The sequence below is a fragment of the Borreliella chilensis genome (assembly GCA_000808095.1).
Classification (GTDB): Bacteria; Spirochaetota; Spirochaetia; order Borreliales; family Borreliaceae; genus Borreliella; species Borreliella chilensis.
The window spans coordinates 268018-286205 of record CP009910.1; the positions used below are offsets into that span (position 1 = coordinate 268018).

16 protein-coding genes are annotated in these 18188 nt (G+C 28.5%); 2 read left to right on the top strand and 14 right to left on the bottom strand.

The window, feature by feature from the left end; translation table 11 throughout:
* Genes OY14_01275 through OY14_01285 form a run of 3 tightly spaced genes read right to left on the bottom strand, consistent with a single transcriptional unit; the run spans position 1 to position 3967 of the window.
* Entirely contained in the window at positions 1–795 is a 795-nt protein-coding gene (locus tag OY14_01275) for a UDP pyrophosphate phosphatase (protein AJA90088.1), read from the bottom strand.
* Between the two features lie 18 nt (positions 796–813).
* Positions 814–2967 carry a transglycosylase gene (locus OY14_01280; GenBank protein AJA90634.1) on the bottom strand — a complete coding sequence of 718 codons (2154 nt, stop codon included), beginning with the start codon at positions 2965–2967 and terminating at the stop codon, positions 814–816.
* On the bottom strand, positions 2960–3967 hold the full coding sequence (locus tag OY14_01285; GenBank protein AJA90089.1) for a hypothetical protein: 1008 nt from the start codon (positions 3965–3967) through the stop codon (positions 2960–2962). The genes OY14_01280 and OY14_01285 overlap by 8 nt, the downstream gene beginning before the upstream one ends.
* Positions 3968–4169: 202 nt before the next feature.
* Here OY14_01285 and OY14_01290 point away from each other — a divergent pair, with 202 nt between their 5' ends.
* Positions 4170–5552: a tetratricopeptide repeat domain protein gene (locus OY14_01290; protein ID AJA90090.1), complete on the top strand. Its 1383-nt coding sequence runs from the start codon at positions 4170–4172 to the stop codon at positions 5550–5552.
* A 5-nt stretch (positions 5553–5557) separates the two neighbouring features.
* Here the strand turns inward: OY14_01290 and OY14_01295 are convergent, their stop codons facing one another.
* Entirely contained in the window at positions 5558–6811 is a 1254-nt protein-coding gene (locus tag OY14_01295; protein ID AJA90091.1) for a peptidase M23, read from the bottom strand.
* A gap of 61 nt (positions 6812–6872) precedes the next feature.
* On the opposite strand from OY14_01295, the gene OY14_01300 reads away from it, so the two are divergent.
* The gene (locus tag OY14_01300; GenBank protein AJA90092.1) at positions 6873–7379 is read left to right on the top strand and encodes a signal peptidase; all 507 of its coding nucleotides are present in this window, start codon (positions 6873–6875) and stop codon (positions 7377–7379) included.
* A gap of 30 nt (positions 7380–7409) precedes the next feature.
* On the opposite strand, the gene OY14_01305 is transcribed toward OY14_01300, so the two are convergent.
* The 10 genes from OY14_01305 to OY14_01350 are packed head-to-tail and all read right to left on the bottom strand — an operon-like array spanning position 7410 to position 18183.
* On the bottom strand, positions 7410–8879 hold the full coding sequence (locus OY14_01305; protein ID AJA90093.1) for a heat shock protein Hsp70: 1470 nt from the start codon (positions 8877–8879) through the stop codon (positions 7410–7412).
* The gene (locus OY14_01310) at positions 8857–9378 is read right to left on the bottom strand and encodes a hypothetical protein (GenBank protein AJA90094.1); all 522 of its coding nucleotides are present in this window, start codon (positions 9376–9378) and stop codon (positions 8857–8859) included. The genes OY14_01305 and OY14_01310 overlap by 23 nt, the downstream gene beginning before the upstream one ends.
* Positions 9379–9396: 18 nt before the next feature.
* A complete protein-coding gene (locus OY14_01315) occupies positions 9397–9699 on the bottom strand; it encodes a hypothetical protein (GenBank protein ID AJA90095.1) in 303 nt (100 codons plus the stop codon).
* A gap of 24 nt (positions 9700–9723) precedes the next feature.
* Positions 9724–11628 carry a hypothetical protein gene (locus tag OY14_01320; GenBank protein AJA90096.1) on the bottom strand — a complete coding sequence of 635 codons (1905 nt, stop codon included), beginning with the start codon at positions 11626–11628 and terminating at the stop codon, positions 9724–9726.
* Between the two features lie 2 nt (positions 11629–11630).
* On the bottom strand, positions 11631–12098 hold the full coding sequence (locus tag OY14_01325) for a hypothetical protein (protein AJA90097.1): 468 nt from the start codon (positions 12096–12098) through the stop codon (positions 11631–11633).
* Positions 12099–12104: 6 nt separating this feature from the next.
* Complete coding sequence (locus OY14_01330) at positions 12105–12992, bottom strand: ATP-binding protein (protein ID AJA90098.1); 888 nt, start codon at positions 12990–12992, stop codon at positions 12105–12107.
* Positions 12993–13003: 11 nt separating this feature from the next.
* Positions 13004–14170 carry a flagellar biosynthesis regulator FlhF gene (locus tag OY14_01335; protein AJA90099.1) on the bottom strand — a complete coding sequence of 389 codons (1167 nt, stop codon included), beginning with the start codon at positions 14168–14170 and terminating at the stop codon, positions 13004–13006.
* Positions 14171–14174: 4 nt separating this feature from the next.
* On the bottom strand, positions 14175–16265 hold the full coding sequence (gene flhA, locus OY14_01340; GenBank protein ID AJA90635.1) for a flagellar biosynthesis protein FlhA: 2091 nt from the start codon (positions 16263–16265) through the stop codon (positions 14175–14177).
* An 11-nt stretch (positions 16266–16276) separates the two neighbouring features.
* Positions 16277–17395 (bottom strand): flagellar biosynthesis protein FlhB, encoded by a 1119-nt coding sequence (locus tag OY14_01345; GenBank protein ID AJA90100.1) that lies wholly within the window; start codon positions 17393–17395, stop codon positions 16277–16279.
* The gene (locus tag OY14_01350; GenBank protein ID AJA90101.1) at positions 17395–18183 is read right to left on the bottom strand and encodes a flagellar biosynthesis protein FliR; all 789 of its coding nucleotides are present in this window, start codon (positions 18181–18183) and stop codon (positions 17395–17397) included. The genes OY14_01345 and OY14_01350 overlap by 1 nt, the downstream gene beginning before the upstream one ends.
* Between the last annotated feature and the right edge of the window lie 5 nt (positions 18184–18188).

Genomic DNA, 18188 nt, shown 5'->3' on the forward strand with positions numbered 1-18188 from the left:
CTAAAAAAAATAACCAACTGTAATTGAAAGTGCAAATAAATATATTGAAAAATAATACAGTTTCTTGTTATTAAGCATTTTAAAAAAGAAATTTATTGAGAAAATACCAACAACAAAAGCAACCAACGCTCCTAAGTTTATTTCAAAATTATTAAAAACCATAAAAATATCATAAAATTCTTTATATTTTAATAATACAGCTCCAAAAACTATTGGGATTAAAGACAAAAATGAAATTTCAAATGCACTTTTTCTATTAAACCCAATAATCATAGCAGAAAAAATCGTAATTCCCGAACGAGAAATTCCTGGAAATGCACCAAAACCTTGCATCAAGCCCATAAAAATTCCTATTAATAAAATATTACCTTTAAAATCAATCTTAATTAATTTAAATTCTAACATTAAGATTAAAACCGCTGTTATAATAAAATTAATTAAAATAAAAGGCAATGTAAAAATTCTCTCATATTTTGAAATAAAAATTCCAATAACTCCTGTAACAATAGTTATTATTAATATTAACAACATTAATTTTAAATTTGCTAAATCAGATTTAACAGTTTTTCTTAAAAAGAATCTAATAAAAGTTAAAAAAAGTTCTAAAATCCTTTTGCGATAGTAAATAATAATCACTAAAACTGTTGCAAAGTGTAAATAAATATCAAATATTATTGGAAGCTTCAAATACATAAAATACCTAAAAAGCGCTAAATGTCCCGAACTAGATATTGGTAAAAACTCTGTAATACCTTGAACAATACCTAAAATAATTGCACTTAAAATATTTGTCATTAAACGCTGCTCCCAATACTAATTTTTGGGAAATTCACCCATAATTTCAACTATTACCGAATCTATTCCCTTTTTTTCATACAAAGCGTCATAAAATATCGAATAAACTAATATTTTTTTGATATAATTTCTAGTCTGAGTAAAAGGAATTGCCTCAATAAAAAGCTCTTTGGGCAAATGCCCATAACTTTTTTCCCACTTTCTAACATTACCAATACCTCCATTATAAGATGCAAGAGCCTTATAAAGGCTACCGGTTGTAGATATTCTTTTTTTCAAATAATATGTTCCAATTATTATATTATCCTTTGGAGTCTTTAAATCATAATCAAAATATTTAAGTTCTTTAGAAATATCATTAGCTGTTAACGGCATGACCTGCATAAGGCCAATAGCACCTGGTTTTGAGACAGCATTTCTCTCAAAACTGCTTTCTGCTTTTATTAAAGAAAATACAATACTGGTTTCAAGCCCTCGCCTTTTAGCCCAATATTCTACCAAAGATCCATACAAATAAGGATAAAGTCTTTTATAGTCATTCTCCATTAAAGCAGATCTATCTTGATTTACAAGATAATTAATCACAAGAGTTGCATAGTAGTAATTTTCACTCTTCAAAAGTTCATCGTAAACTCTTCGATAAAAATCGAGTGAAAATTTATATCCATTCCTAAAATCCTCAGAAATAAAATCTTTAACATAACTACAAAGATTAAATTTTAAAAACCCCTCTAAAAAAATCTCATAATCAGATTGTTCATATTTAAAATCAACACCACTTGTAAAAAATTCATTAACATTTTGATCTAATAGATATCTGCTAATAAATGAAGAATAAGACCATTTATCATAATTAACAGCAGAATGCAAAAGACGCTCATATTCTCCGCTTACATTAGATTTAATTAATTTGTGATATATAAGCCTTGCATTAATAAAAGCAAGCTTAGATAAAATAGAACCATCAATAACTCTTTGAGCAGTAGAATAAAGTTTATAAAGATTGCTATAGTCTTCAAGTTGAATTGATTCTAAAATATACTCTTCTAAAACCTTAATAAACCCAGGATTTTTTTTATCACTCTCAGTATAAAACTTGGACACACTTTCTGCAAAATAATCTCTTGCACTCTTGGTAAAAATTAAATTACCAAAAGCCATATTAAGCATAGAAAGTCGGTTAATCTCATTATTAAGATTTAAACCTTCAAGATATTCTTTCACAAGAAAAAGGCCTAAATTATTCTTTTCTCTAAGATTTAAAACACCCAAATAATAATTTTTATATTTGCTTCTTATTTTATTAAAAAATTTTAAAGCATTTAAAACTTTACCAGAACCAATAAAAGCCTTATAAACATCACTTAATACAATATTATTGTCATAATATCCACTTAAACCATTTTTATTCAATATATTTATTGCACCATTAAAATTACCATTTGCTACTTCATACTTAAACTTAACAAGATTTAAGAAATTTGTTCCAAAATACTTAGACTTATTTTCAATAATAAAGTAATCATAAGCCCTAACATGTAAAGAATTTGCAGGTAAATTTTCAAAAAGTTTATTAAAGTAGATTTTTGATTCACTCGCATTAGAAAGGTTAAGATAAAGAACTGCTTTTAACAAAATATTCTCATTTTCCTGATATTCAGAAAATTCCATCTTATCAAGCTTATTTACAAGACCAAGAGCCTTATCATTTTTCTTTTGCCAATAAAGACTTTTAAAATAACCTAGCAAAATGAATTTATTATTTTCATATTTTTTATAAAGTTTCTCCGCAATCAATTCAGATGCAAAATATTCTTTTATTGAGTTAAAATACTCAATAAGTTTAATTCCTGCAAATTGCGATGAAATGCTATCTCCATTATCTATAGCCTTCTTCATGTACTCTATAAATTTCTCTTCGAATCCTATTTTTTTAAACAAATAAGCAACATATACATAAGAACTTGAATCTATGTTAAAATGCTTATCAAAATTTTTTTTTGAATAATCAAAATTCCACAACCAATTTAAATTATTTAAATCAAACTCTCTTGAATGCATATTAATAAAATCGCTACCCAAAATTTCTTTTTTCACAAAGCAAGAAAATAAAGTAAAAAACAATAAGACAAAAAGAAAATTTTGCAATATAAAAGAACTTCTATTAAGCATATTGATCTTTAGCATATCTCTCAATTCCCTTTTTACCACATTCAAAATAATATGAAACAAAATCTCTGGGCTTTAAAACTTTTGAAAAAACTAAAAATAAAGAAAAAAATATTAAAAGAAAAAGAGAAATAAGACTCAAATACAACATAGGAGAATGTACTATTCCTTCACCTGAATTTAATTTAAAATTATTTTTCCCTACATCATTCTCAAAATCTTCTCTAAGATCTAATTCAACATCCTCATCTGAAGTATCTATTAAATTTTTGTCAATATCTGCAATAATGTCTTCGACACTTAAATCGTGCAAATCTTCTTCAGAAGAATCTTCTTCTGATTTTTGAAACTCAAAATTATTAAGATTCAAAGATTCATCATCAATATACTCAAGTTTTTTAGTTTCTAAATTAAACTCTTTAGAGTCAATATAACTACTATCAATATCATTAAAACCTTCAAAATATGAATCATCTGCTTCAACTTTTCGATCTTCTTCGGACTCTAGATCCAAAGAACTAACAGTAGGCATGCTTAAACTAGAAACATCTTTTTTGACAAAATCATCTTTTTCTTCAAAATTTAAATCAAATTCAGAATCCAAATTCTCAACAGGTAAAGCATTCCCAATGTCGCTTTTAAAATCATTCACAAGGTTTTCACTACCAGATCCTTTAAAAGTTTGATTAAACTCTAAAAGACTTAAATCAAACTTTGATTTATCTTGAATCCCATCAGATTCACTATAAACATAAAGTATTTCTTCCATAACTTTAAAATAAACATTGACACTTAAACTTTCCTTTTTTAAATTATCTAAGAAAAAAGAACCAACCAAAAAAGGATCTAAAAAATCTTCATGCCCACTAACATAAAAATCCAATTTAATACTAGTATCACCCGCAGTCTTACCCAATATTACTCTTTTAACAGAATTGTCGTCCAAACTTAAAACCGAATAATACTCATTATTAGATAATTTTATCGCTAAAAACCCTTTCAAAAATTACAACCTCTTTGCTTTATTTTATTGAAAACAAACTTATGTACTAATTATAGTTATCATTATTATAATAACTATAATATAATATAAATAATGTGATGTTCAACTTACAAGTTACTTTTATTTTAAGTAAATAACTTTTATTAAAAGTATCTATGATTATACTAATTCATGGGATATTTTAAATTTAGGAGCAATACTAGTGTTACCGCTATTTATAGTAATCTCTTCATTTATAGTGTTTATTTTAGTATTTTTATTTTTCAAAATAGCATTAAAGCTAACAATAGGCAAAAATAGAGGAAAAATCAAAAAAGATGACGAGAGAACACGAAAATTAATCGAAAGAGCAATTTCTCTCTTAAAAACAAATCCAAACGAAATAGGTGCCCTTGAAATTTTAAATAATTACTACTATAAAAATAAAGACTATGAAAATGGCATAAAATATGCAAAAAAATTATGCCAATTAATAGAAGATAATCCAATAAGCCAAGAAATAGATACATTTAAAGCTTTCTTAAGCTATGGATTTTACAATCTTAAAAGAAATTTTAACAGGGAAGCTTTAGAATTTTTAAAAAAAGCTTACCTGATAAAAAAAGCAGACGAGGATGCAAATTATTACCTTGGCATAGCATTCTTAAAAAACGAAATGTACAAAGAAGCACTATATTATCTTACAAAAGTCTACAAGTTTAATAAAAACAATAAAGACATCCTAAAACACATAGGAATAACTTTATTTAATCTAGAAAGCTATAGAAAAGCTGCTGGAATATTTAATAATATAAAAAAACACATACAAGGCGACATTGATGCTCTTTTAGCATATGCCAAATCTTTGTCAAAAATGAATCAAGATCATCTGGCACTAGAAATTGCTAACAAAATAAAACAAAAAGACGGAATGATTTATGAGGCTTTACTAATTACATCCGAAATTCATTCAAAAAACAAAGAATTAGAAAAATTAGAACAAAATATTAAAGAAATAATAAAAGTAAAACCTGATTTGCCAAAAAAAATCTTCCTAGAACTCTTTTATAATCTTGGAGAACTTCAAATCTCTGTCGAAAACTACCAAAAAGCTACAGAAGCTTTTACTAAAGTTGAGGATATTGATCCAAACTACAAAAAAATTAAAGAAAAATTAGAATTTAGTAAAAGATTAAACGAGAACATAGCATTAAGAATATATTTGCGTAGTTCAAAAGAAAATTTTGAAAAAATAGCTAATGAAATTATTTTAAAGCTTTATTTAAACAAATTTCAAGTAAGAGATTTTAAAATAAATGAAATAACATCGCAATTTATTGATATGAACTTCCACCTGGCAAACAATCAGTGGGAAGAAAATTTAATAGTACGCTTTGTGAGAACTGAACAAGATACTTTTGGTGAATTATTCTTAAAAGATTTTATTTCAAAAATCAAAGAAAATAAGATAAAAGGGCTTTGCATTGCTCCATCAAAATTCTCTTTAAAGGCCAAACAAATGATTGAAGGAAGGCTTATTGATCTGGTAGAAGGCAAAAAACTAACTCAAATACTTAAAAAAATTAACATATCCAAATACACATAAAAACGCTACCTTAAATACTTCATGGGATTTTCGGTTTTGCCATTCTTAAAAATGGTAAAATGTAGGTGATTTCCTGTGCTATAGCCAGTACTTCCCATATAGCCTATTACCTCCCCCCTTACAACCCTTTTCCCAACTTTAACAGCAAAAGAATTCAAATGCGCATAAAGAGTTTGAAATCCATTACTGTGAGAAATAACAATATATTTCCCATACCCCCCCGCATTAAATCCCACAGTTACAACAATACCCTCTCTTGAAGCTTTAATAGGGGTATTGGCTAAATTTGCAATATCTATCCCATTATGAAAGCTAATAACTCTTGTAAACGGGTCTGGTCGATAACCATATCCTGAAGTAATAACCCCTTGTACAGGATAAATAAAAGTCTCTCCCAACACCTCTTTTAACAAATCTTTGGGCAATCTTCCTCCAGGAATAAACAATTTTTGCCCTAAAAATAAAACTTCATTATCAAGATTATTAGAATCTAAAATATCTACCTTTGGAACATTATAAGCACTAGCTATAGACGATAGAGAGTCATTTTTTTTAACAATATAAACAATTCCTTTCATATTAGGAACTTTAATAACTGAATTTGGTTTAATATTTCTTACATCTTTAATTTCATTAAAAGAAATCAAAGTTTCACTGGTTATCTGATACCTAGCTGCAACATGAGAGAGTGTTTCTCCAGGCTTAATTTTATGGTCAAGAACTTTTAATACAAAATTTTTTTTTAATCCAGGAACATTTTCTGAAATATTAGATTCAAGCAAATAACTACTAATTTGTGCTATATCTTGATCACTATAATATAAAAATGTATCAATAAAATAATCTTTTGGCAAAGTAAGTCTATTTAAAAAAATATATGAACCGTAGTAAGAAAAAATGTTAATATAAAATGTTAATATAAAAATAAATACTACTGCATTAAGCTTAAAAATAAGCTTGTAATTGAATTTAGCACTAAAAATGCCAAAAACTTTTTCTCTTAAGCTATTATAATAATATTTATATTCATAATGATTAACATTTTGTATTTTAAACTTACTGAAAAATAAAAAAAACTTTTTTAAAAAAATCAAATCTTTTTTAAAAAAGTTTTTAAATTTGAAAACTTTTTTTCTTTTTTTACCAATATTTCTCATATTGGCAAAATCTTTCAATTCAAAATTGACATTCTTTTTGCTATTGAATAAAAAATGTTTTTTACGCTTTTCTACCCTTTGCTTTTTTTTTGGTATAATCATAACATGCTATTTCATTATACAATAGAAAATTGCATTTTAATGAAAGCACCGTTTAAAAGTTATGAGAATATTTAAAGCCCACAAATATGAACTCGCGTCAATTTTAACCGCTTCTATATTGCTAATAACCTTAATAAAGTTATTCTTATCATTTTACATAGTAAAAGGCGAATCAATGTTACCAATAATATTGGAAAAATATTGGGTTGTAAGTTACAAATTTGCATATGGATTGAGACTTGAAAATCAACAAAAATATCTTTTTTTATGGAAAAATCCACAAAAAAATGAAATGGTACTTATTAAAGATCCTATAACAAATAAAATTGCCATCAAAAAAATTTTCGCAATTCCGGGAGAGGAATTTAAGCAAATAGAAAAAAACGAAATATACATACATCACTTAAACTTCAAAATAGATGAAAATATTTTAAAAAACAATACTAAAAAAATCCCCGATAACCACTATCTGGTCATAGGAGAAAATAAACAGACCTCATTAGACTCAAGAGATTATGGTTTTATAAAAATTGATAACATATTGGGAAAAATAATTTATTACTTTTAAAAACCAAATCTATCTTATTCTTCTTAATATTTAATCTACAACACTTGTAAAAGTATTTGAAAGACTGTCTTTTGCTACATTATCAGATGAACTTGTAATTTTTATTTCAATAAAGTTGGAAGAATTTGTCTCCAAATCTTTTGCATTAACACTTAAAATACCGCTTTCATTTAAAGTAAAAAGCACCTCTATTTTAGGAATTCCTTTTAAAGCTTTTTGAATATTGCCAAAAGAAAACCTACCTATAGAATAATTCAAAGAAGCTTTTTTATATTCACCTTGAAGTATATGGATCTCAATTTCATCTTGATAATCATTGGTAGTAGTAAATAATTTGCTCTTAGAAATTGGTAAAGCAGTATTTCTCTCTATTAAAGTAAAGAATTCATTATCCCTTATCTCAAGTCCAAGAGAATAAGGGGTCACATCTTTAAATTTAATAACAGAATCGTTTCTAGAAAGACTAAAAGCGTGAATGCTTGCTCCAATAGCTACAACTTCATCTTGATTTAAAGCATCTAAAATTGCAACAGAAGGAAAAGATTCCTTTAAAACTCTTTCAATCAAAGGAATCCTTGTTGAGCCACCAGAGAGTATAATTTTTGAAACACTATTAATATCAACCCCAGAATCAACAATACATTCCATAGATAACTGAATAGTTTTGTCAACATATTCACTTATCATTGAATTAAATTCATTCCTTTTAAGTTTATAATTCAAATGCTTACCATCAAGAAAAAGCAAAGTAATGTCAACTTCTTCCATAATAGATAAATTTTTTTTGCCCTCTTCAATTCGTTCTCTTAACTGCTCAAGAAGAAAAATATCTTCCAAATTAAAATCAGGATATTCATTTTTAAAACTATCTAAAACATGCTTTTCTATGATTTTATTAAAATCATTTCCTCCAAGACGGCTTTGTCCTTTAACTGAAAGAACAGTATAAGTATCGCTTTGCTTTTCCATAAGAGTCACATCAAAAGTTCCACCCCCAAGATCATAAATAAGAAAAATTCCATCAATCTGTCTTTCAAAGGCATACGCAATAGCAGCTGCTGTTGGCTCATTAAGTATTGCCTTACAATTCAAACCAGCAAGATTTGCAGCCTCAACAACACCTCTTCTTTGAACCTCGGAAAAATATGCAGGAACCGTTATTACAGCATTTTCAATTTCTTCATCTAAAAATTTTTCAGCATTCCTTTTGACGCTAGATAGCAAATGGGCTGAAATGTATTCTGCTCTATAAAATTCACCACCTACTTTATAAAAAGCATTAGAACCTATATTAGTTTTAAAATCATAGAATGTTTTTTGAGGATTAACTAATATTTGATTCTTAGCAGCACTTCCAACAAGAACATCCTTATCTAAAAAAGAGACAATAGAAGGGGTCATTCGCTCACCCCTTTCATTTAATATTATCTTAGAACTAACATCAAAATACGACGCTACAGTATTTGTAGTTCCAAGATCAATACCTATCCATTTTTTCATGAATACCTCCCCTATGTATTGAAACAATTAACTCAACCTCACCTAAATCTAACTTAAACTTTTTAGCAATAGCTTCAAAAGATACACCCTGCTCATGGAGTAAAATAACCTGATTGCGGACATTATAACTTTCTTTTATTATATTTTTTTCAATAGTAGGTATGGAATAATCCAAATTGCTTTTATAAATTCCATCACTCTTAGACCCAAAATTAGAAGAACTATTTACAGGCATAGAACTATTGTTAAACCCTAACAACCTCTGATCAAGAATTTCGATTCTCTCATCAACCTCTTTAATAATTCTATTTAAACTTTCAATTTTTATTTCAATAATATTTATATTTCTATCAGTAGCTTGATTAATCTCAATAATTGTTTTATCTACCTCGCTTTTGAACTTTCTGAGTATGCTATTAGATTTTATTTTCAAATTAATATAAACATGAAAATATATAAAAATAAATATAATTAAAATAAGATAAAAAACAATAAACATATAAAGCCTTAAGACATCTTATCTCTTAACATTAACATTTTTACCGACTTTAGGATCTTCAAATTTATCAGAATATAAGCCAAGCATTACCTTATCTTCATTCTTATTTTTTTTAACTGGAAACGAAAGCAAAAAATCATCCTCAACTTTACTAGCTGAACATACATTGGTAACTTCAGAATCAGTATGATAATCTCTTAAAAATCTAAATCTAGCATTTTTATTAATTTTTGATCTCTTGCGCTTTTCATCTTCACTTAAAAATTGCCAAGTCTTTAAATAACCGTCAACAGACATTTTAAAAACTTCAAATGTATTCATATAAAAATCCTTATTAAATATTATTCACCTAGATTTGAAAGGAATATAGGTCATAACTTTAATATAATTGTCATCCTCTACAAAAGTGACATTACTGTAATCTTTTGAAAGCTCATAAAAAGCATTCTTAATGTATAGCTTAACGCCTGAGTAAGCTATATTTTCAACAGAAACTTTGCCCTCTATCTTAGTATTCTCAAGCTCATTCTGCAAATCAATTTGCTTAGCTTCTATCATTTTTATTTCCGTACGAAGAATTTTGCTCTCATTAACAAATTCATTGTAACTGTCAATCTTTAAAGATTTTTCTGACTTATCTGTAATAAACAAAATATTTTTTTTTAAAGCAACAATATCTTTAGTTAAAACTTCTAACCGCTTTTCAATTTTTTCAAGATGATTAGTAAACCTAGTTAGCAAATCTTTAATTTCAGGATCATAGCCAACATCAATACAAGTTTCACAACTCCTATCAGAGCCAATAGAATAAGCTCTAACCTCTTCCTTAGCACAAACATTAGAACCGACTATTTTCGATTTCTTCCCGATACAAAGAACTCTCTTTTTAGAAGAAACTGAAGAATTCACAATACCTCTTAAAACTTCAACTTCCCCACCACAATTTAAAGTTACATTTTCTAAAAACTTAGACTTAATATTACCCTGTGCATAAATCTTAGAATCACCCTTGCCATTAACACCACTATGGAAAATAATAGAGCCATCCGTTTTCAAATTGCACCGACCCACTAATCCTTTTACTTCTATTCCACTTTTAGCCATAATATTATATCCATCTAAAACACTGCCTTGGACAATAACCATTCCATTATTCACTATATCTCCAGTAGCAGGCCCAACATCACCTTTGACTAAATAAATATTATGAACAGATATTATACCATCTGAAACAGACATATATCCATTACACTTTGCTCTAATTTTATAATCATCTCTAAAAGTATTTTCGCCAATAATAAAATTAATATCCTGTCCACTCTCTGCTCTTAAAACTTTGCCAAAAACAGTATAACCATCTACTCCTTTCCCAAAAGGAACAATTCTGGCCAACTCTTCACCTTCAACAACATTCCTAAATCCTATACTTGAAACCTCATACTCACAAAGCCTGCTATTTTCATCAACAATAAAATCAATATAAGAATCCTTACCCTTTACTGGCTCTAATCCTCTTGCAAGCTCAACAGGTTCCCCATAAACAGGGTAATCAACAAATTTTGCTACTCTATCCTTAAGTATTGCAGTATCTACTACCCCATATTTTCTAAGAATATTAAAAATATCTTGTGCAAAAATTTCTGCCCCATTAATTCCAGGTGTAGTAAATTCAATAGTAACTGACATTGAATTTTCTGATATTTGAACCATCATTGTAACATTCTCAGAAGGATCAGATTCAAAATCAGCAATTTTTTCATAATAACCACTAGCATTCTCAACTATATCTTTTACAGTATCCTTGTCAAACTTTTCAATATTACTGTGCAATTCCAATTTGGAAAGAACATCTTGATACCTAATAGGAATTCCTTGACCTTTTGATGAGACAACCTTTAAAAATATACCTTTAGAAGATTTTCTGATAAAAAATTCACCGTCCGATGAAATCGTTTTTTCTTCTCCTGAATCATTTCTTGAATCAAGAGATACATTTGGTTTGCTAGAAGAATTTCTATAGGCAACTATCTTCCATTTTTTCCTTCCATATCCTAAGATACCATTACTACCTTTTAACAAAACTTCATAGTCCAATTCTTTATAAGGCACCGAAAGTTCTAAAGAAGCATCATTTAGAGCTTCTTCAAGAGTATCTGCTTCTATTTCCATCAAATCAACATGACTTTCTCTTTCCAAATAAGCTCGCATTTTATCACAAAGTTCAAAAAAATTTATATCCCTGCCTCCCATATTCATTCCTTCTTGCTCATTAAAGTTTTAATAGCATCCGCAACAACTTTTGGATCATTATCTTCAATAAATGCCATTTTTTTATTTTTGACATTTCCATTATTCATGTCTTCAGTCTCAAATTTATACTTTTTGACCTCTTCTATAAAATCAACACTACTATTGTTATTTTGAAGGCCTTCATAATTAGAATTTTGACTCTCATTAAAATCATTATTATAAGCCTTATTATCATCTTGAAACTTGTTTTCTATATCACCAGGCAATTCTGTAGAAAAAAGATTAGATAAATATTTCTTATAGATAAACTCAATTAAAAGTCCAATAACGAAAAAAAATGCAAACTGCAAAACTGATCTCACCAAGACTGTAAAAAATGACAAACCACAAAACAAACCTAAAACTGCAGAAATAAGCAATGCCGACACACTAGCTAATAAAATATATTTTAATTCTTTACTTACAAACATAATGCCCTATTCCACACCAAAAAATCTTAATATAAAACCTATAACACCCCTTCTCTTCCTACTATCTAGAGAAACCTCTTCAAGAGTAGCAATAATAGAATCAAGACAATAACTAGCTTTGCTATTTGGATTTACCAAAACAAAAGGCTTTTGTTTGAAAACAGAGCTTCTAATGTTTTGATCCTCATAAATATATCCCAAATAATCAATATTTAAATTTAAAAATTGTCCTGAAATATCTATAACTTTTTTGGCAACCCCCTTAGCCTCACTAACATTAGCTACTCTGTTGACAATAAGTCTTAAATTTTTTAAATTTTCCATCTTATAAGACAAAACCTTTATTATCCCATAAGCATCGGTAATCGAAGTAGGCTCTGGAGTCGTAACAATAACAACATCATCACTGGAAAGCAAAAATGAGATAACTTGCCTTGAAATCCCAGCACTAGTATCTATTACAACTATATCATATTCATATATTTTTAATAGTTCTTTTATAAATTTATTAACATCAATATCAGAAAGATCTAAAAGCTCCATTGTACCAGAAGCACCGGCTAAAAGATCAATATTGTACTCTGTTTTTGTTATCACCTCTCTAATATCACGACTTTGAGCAATCATGTGATATATACTATACTTAGGAATAACTCCAAGTAAAATATTAACATTAGCCATTCCAATATCAGCATCAAGTATTAGCACCTTCTTGCCAAGCTCAGCGTATTTAAGAGCAAGTCCAATTGCAATATTGCTTTTGCCAACACCACCTTTACCACTACTAACAGCAATAAATCTTGTTTTACTGTTTTGAACTTTCTCATCAACTGAAAAATTAAATTTACCATTTAATCTCATCATATCTCGCAAACTTTGAGCTTGATCTTCCATTATAACTTTCCTTAATAATAAGATTTACTTTTTATCTTCTTAATAAACTCTGCATCATCGCTTATTCTATAGCCATTTATTCTTCTAATAAAAGTAAGTGGTTCTGCAACACTGATATTATGAGGAACAATTTGTCCATCTGTAACATAAGAAACTACTTTTTTCATTTCATGAATCAAACTTATTAAATTACCAACACAAGTGGTTTCATCCACTTTGGTAAAAATCACAGTTTTATAATTAAAAGGAGAAAATTGGTGAAATATTTCTTTCACATCTGATGTCTTTGTAGTAGAACTCACAGCCAAATGAAATTCGGCATCTCTTCCACAAGCATTAAGAAGCTCCTTCATCTCAGCAAGTTTCATAAAATCTTTAGGACTTTTCCCAATTGTATCAACAAGTATAAGATCAAAATCCTTTGAATCAGTAATTTCATCTTTTAAATCCTTAAAAGACTCAATTGCTCTGACTGGAATGCCCATAATGTCACCATAGGTTTGAATTTGCTTTTTAGCACCAATACGATAATTATCAATAGTAATAATCTTAATATTCAAACTCTTAGATTCTCCATTAATACCATAAATTGCTGCAAGTTTTGCAATTGTGGTAGTTTTTCCGACACCTGTTGGACCAACTAAAATAAAAACCCTTTTCTTAAGATCATCGATAATAGATCCTGAGCATTTAATTGTCTTTGCAATATACAAAACAACATCTTCTCTAACTCTCTCATAATCATCAAGATCCGACAAACTAAATTCTCTCTTAATAAACTCATTAATGTCTTTAATATAACTTTCGGAAAAATCATTTTCTCTTAAAATATCTTCAATTTTTGTAATTGTTGGATGATTAATATTTTCTTTTTTATGAGCAAGCTCTGTCTTAAGAGACTTTACTTCCTTAAGTACATCTTCAATTGAAGAATTTTCTTCTCTTTTAATGCTTTGAAGAATCTTTCGCTTTTCATCTTCAACATTAATCTGCTGATTACCAATGTCATATCTAACATAACCTGAAACTTCAACCCAATCTTTGCTAAACAAACCTAAAATTCCTCCATGAGGAACTGTTTTATAAGTCATGACCCTAGCATTCTTGCCATATTTTTTCTTAATTATTTCTATAACTTCATTATAGGTTGGACCTTTTTCTGTAAAATATTGAACCATAATACTATTCTTCAACCTCTACTGTTTTAAGAACATTAACTTTAATATTTTGGGGAACCTCTAAAACAGACATAACAACAAGCTCTGGAATTTCCCTACTTGTTATCACTTTTATTATAGGCCTTGCCGACTCACTTGACAGAATAACTGGATAAAACCCATCTGTTTGAACCTCATTTACAATTTTAAAAAGCTCATAAATAAATTTGGTTCTCAAATTAGGATCAATCGAACTTATAAGATCATGATTAGATTCGACACGAGAATCAATTATTATTTGCTCAAAACCGGGATTTAAAGTTATCACATTAAGCTCAGAATTTAAATCCAAATATCCACTAGTTATCTGTCTTCCAACTGATTGTCTACATTTTTCAATCAAGAAAAATATATCCTTAGTAATACTTGTGAAATCTGCAATTGTTTCAAAAATTGTAACCAAATTGCGAATTGAAACCTGCTCTTTTAAAAGACCTTGTAAAACTCTTTGAATCTCACCAACTGAAAAATCTTTAAGAACCTCTTCAACAATAGCTCCATAATCTTTCTTAAAAACATCAAGAGTATTTTGAACATCTTGACGAGTCAAAATCTCATAAGAATGTCTTTTAATAAGTTCTGTCATATGAGTAGCAATAATAGATGGGGGATCAACAACAGTATATCCCAATTTTTCAGCAGTTTCTCGCCCATCATCATTTACCCAAAGAGAGGGAAGTCCAAATGAAGGATCTTTAACAAGATCTCCATCTATTCCAGAATCAATTCCAATATTTATTACTAAAAACTTACCAAGCTTAATCTCACCTCGCCCAACTTCAACTCCTCTTAGTTTAAAAGAATACGCATTAGGCTGAAGTCTCATATTGTCAACTATTCTAATCTTAGGAACAACTATTCCAAATTCAAATGCAATCTCACGCCTTATCTTAACAATACGATCAAGAAGTTCAGAGGTTTTTGTATCATCAACTATTGGAACAAGATTGTATCCAATCTCAAGAGCTAGTGGATCAAGAGGAACAACCGGTGCAACATCTTTATCCGCATAACTTGAAGCTTGCTCTTCTTCTAGCTTATTCTTTTCATCCATTTCTTCTTTACGTCTTATTCCCGAAAGAGAATAAGCTAAAAATGCAATCATCAAACTTAATAAAATAAGAATTAAGGTTGGAAATCCAGGAAGAAAAGCTAAAAAAAACAAAAACCCAGAAACAATCCAATAAACTCCCAAATGATTTGTAAACTGATCAAAAATCTCACCACCAAAACTATTTTTTGAAATCGATCTAGTAACGATCAATCCTGTTGCCGTTGAAATCAAAAGAGACGGCAACTGAGAAACAAGTCCATCACCAACCGTCAATGACACATAATTATTAAGAGCTTGGCTAAAATTAAGACCTTGCAGAGTTATTCCTACCAATAAACCACCAATAATATTAATAAGGGTTATCAAAAATCCAACTTTAACGTTACCCGATACAAATTTAGAAGCTCCATCCATTGCACCATAAAAATTAACTTCAGATTGTAAATCATTTTTCTGCCTTGTAGCCTCTTCTTCTGTCAAATTTCCAGAACTGTAAGCAGAATCAATTGCCATTTGCTTACCAGGAAGCGCATCAAGAGCAAAACGAGCTGCAACTTCGGCTACCCTTGTTGCTCCTTTAGTAATTACAATAAATTGAACAGCAATAATTATAATAAATATTATAAATCCAACAACAAGTCCTTGAATTCCAGAACTACCCACAACAAATGTACCAAAAGCCCTTATCATTTGCCCATCAAAATTTATACCTTTAGTTAAAATTAATCTAGTAGAAGAAATATTAAGAACAAGTCCAAAAATAGTCATCACAAGTAATAAAGTAGGAAAAACAGAAAAATCTAGCGACCTCTTAGAATAAAGAACTATTAAAATAATTAAAAGGCTTATTACCAAATTAACTGTAATCAAAGCATCCAAAATAAAGGCAGGAAGGGGTAAAATAAACCCAGCAACAATAAATATTAAACCAACCGAAATTATTAAATCAGACTTATTACTAAGCCCTAAATATCCTAATATAGAATTTTTTCTAGCATCCAACAATAGAACCTCTAATTAAACTTTTTAGTAATAGAATATACTCTCACAAGAATTTTTGAAACAACCTCCCAATATTCTCTTGGAATCTCTTCGTTAACCTTAACATTAGCATAAAGCGCTCTTGCAAGCAGTTTATTTTCCATTAAAGGGATATTATTTTCTCTTGCAATTTTTTTAATTGTGAGGGCTATTTCATCCTGACCTTTTGCAAGCACCCTTGGAGCCAGCATTGTGCTACTATCCCACTTAATAGCAACTGCAAAATGTTCTGGATTTGTAATTACTACATCCGCTTGAGGAACAGCTACCCTTAAATTAGTGCTTAAAATATCCCTCATTCGCTCTTTTATTCTAGATCGAAGTAAAGGATCTCCTTCCATTTCTTTTCTCTCTTGCTTTACCTCTTCTTTTGTCATTTTCAAATTCTCAATGTACTGAGATCTTTGAAACAAATAATCAAACACCCCAACAATTGCCAAAAACATTACTGAGAAAAAACATATTTTATAGGCAAGTAACAATACAATAGAAATCCCAGACTGAAGTGTATACTCCGAAAGCTTAGAAATTTTGCCTATATTGTTTTCTATAATAAAATAATATATCAAGCATATTATAGCAACTTTTAACAAACTTTTAAATAAATTGAAAAAAGCCCCTGCTGAGAAAAAAGAATTTTTTGCCCACCTGGAAAAATTTAAATTAATTTTATCCCACTTTGGCTCTAAGGATTTAAAAGTAATAAAAAAGCCTACTTGAATAATATTGACAAAAAAATTAACAGCTAGAGATGCAAAGAAAAACCAAATGACATACCCTATTATAGATCTAATATACGCAAATCCCATTGAATAAACACTAATCCTCATAACTTCAGGAAGCTTGCTAGCCTGTTCTTTAAAAACAGCTGCTAAATCTAAAGCAAAATAAGAAAGCATAAAAAAAAACAATGCAAATAATAAAAAAAGGCTAACAGCAGTATTAATTTCAGCAGACTTTAATACACGCCCTTCTTCTCTTGCTTTTTGCTTTTTCTGGTCAGTAGGTAATTCGGTTCTCCCCTCATCATCTGCAGAAAAAAAATCAAGAGGAATGTACCAACTTTTAATCAAAAATTTATCTTTAGTCATTATTTTGAAACTCTAGAAAACAATTTTAAAAAACTAGTAAGAGAATCTAAAGAAAGTTCAATTACTCTTTTTGAAGATATTGCTAAGCTTGGAAATCCAATATATAAAATTAACAATCCTAAAAATAGCGAAGCTGAAAAACTAATCATTAATAAATTAATCTGAGGCGATGATTTTGAAAGTATTCCTAATACTAAATAAAAAAGTAAAAGTAAAGTCAATATTGGAAACGAAATCAATAAAGCTTTTTCAAAAAGAAATCCAAAAGACATAAGCAAAAGCTTTACAAATTCTGAATTTCTCATATTTACCAAATGTTCAACCCTAATATTTAAAACAGAATCATGTACACCAATCACAAAAAACCGAAGCAAAAAATCGCTTGATAAAAACAAAAGCAAAAACAAATAAGCAAAAATTTGAGAAATAATCATGCTATCTTCTTCTGAAAAAACATCAAAAATATTTGCATAAGCAAGTCCAATTTGATTGGAAAAGAAAAACCCAACTAAATGAAAAACATTGAAAATTATATTAACAAAAAATGCTTGAATAAGCCCTAATACAGCTTCTCCTAATAAAATTAACATAAAAGAAAGCATATTATCTAAAGGATAAACAATTCTAATCTTTTCAACAATAATTATAGATAGAATTAAAGAAAAGAAAAAATTCAAATATCCAATTTTTATTGTTGAAAAAAACGGAGAAAATTTTAAAAACATAAAAATTCTAACCATCACGGGTAAAATTGTAAAAGATTTTAAAACTAAAAAACTAAAATTCAAAATTT

Bases quoted from the DNA above. Each gene is read 5' to 3' on its own strand.
- OY14_01305 (AJA90093.1), bottom strand. From the start codon at position 8,879: ATGAAAAAATGGATAGGTATTGATCTTGGAACTACAAATACTGTAGCG.
- OY14_01280 (AJA90634.1), bottom strand. From the start codon at position 2,967: ATGCTTAATAGAAGTTCTTTTATATTGCAAAATTTTCTTTTTGTCTTA.
- OY14_01335 (AJA90099.1), bottom strand. From the start codon at position 14,170: ATGGTTCAATATTTTACAGAAAAAGGTCCAACCTATAATGAAGTTATA.
- OY14_01330 (AJA90098.1), bottom strand. From the start codon at position 12,992: ATGGAAGATCAAGCTCAAAGTTTGCGAGATATGATGAGATTAAATGGT.
- OY14_01300 (AJA90092.1), top strand. From the start codon at position 6,873: ATGAGAATATTTAAAGCCCACAAATATGAACTCGCGTCAATTTTAACC.
- OY14_01325 (AJA90097.1), bottom strand. From the start codon at position 12,098: ATGTTTGTAAGTAAAGAATTAAAATATATTTTATTAGCTAGTGTGTCG.
- OY14_01320 (AJA90096.1), bottom strand. From the start codon at position 11,628: ATGGGAGGCAGGGATATAAATTTTTTTGAACTTTGTGATAAAATGCGA.
- OY14_01295 (AJA90091.1), bottom strand. From the start codon at position 6,811: ATGATTATACCAAAAAAAAAGCAAAGGGTAGAAAAGCGTAAAAAACAT.
- OY14_01275 (AJA90088.1), bottom strand. From the start codon at position 795: ATGACAAATATTTTAAGTGCAATTATTTTAGGTATTGTTCAAGGTATT.
- OY14_01345 (AJA90100.1), bottom strand. From the start codon at position 17,395: ATGACTAAAGATAAATTTTTGATTAAAAGTTGGTACATTCCTCTTGAT.
- OY14_01310 (AJA90094.1), bottom strand. From the start codon at position 9,378: ATGTTTATTGTTTTTTATCTTATTTTAATTATATTTATTTTTATATAT.
- OY14_01315 (AJA90095.1), bottom strand. From the start codon at position 9,699: ATGAATACATTTGAAGTTTTTAAAATGTCTGTTGACGGTTATTTAAAG.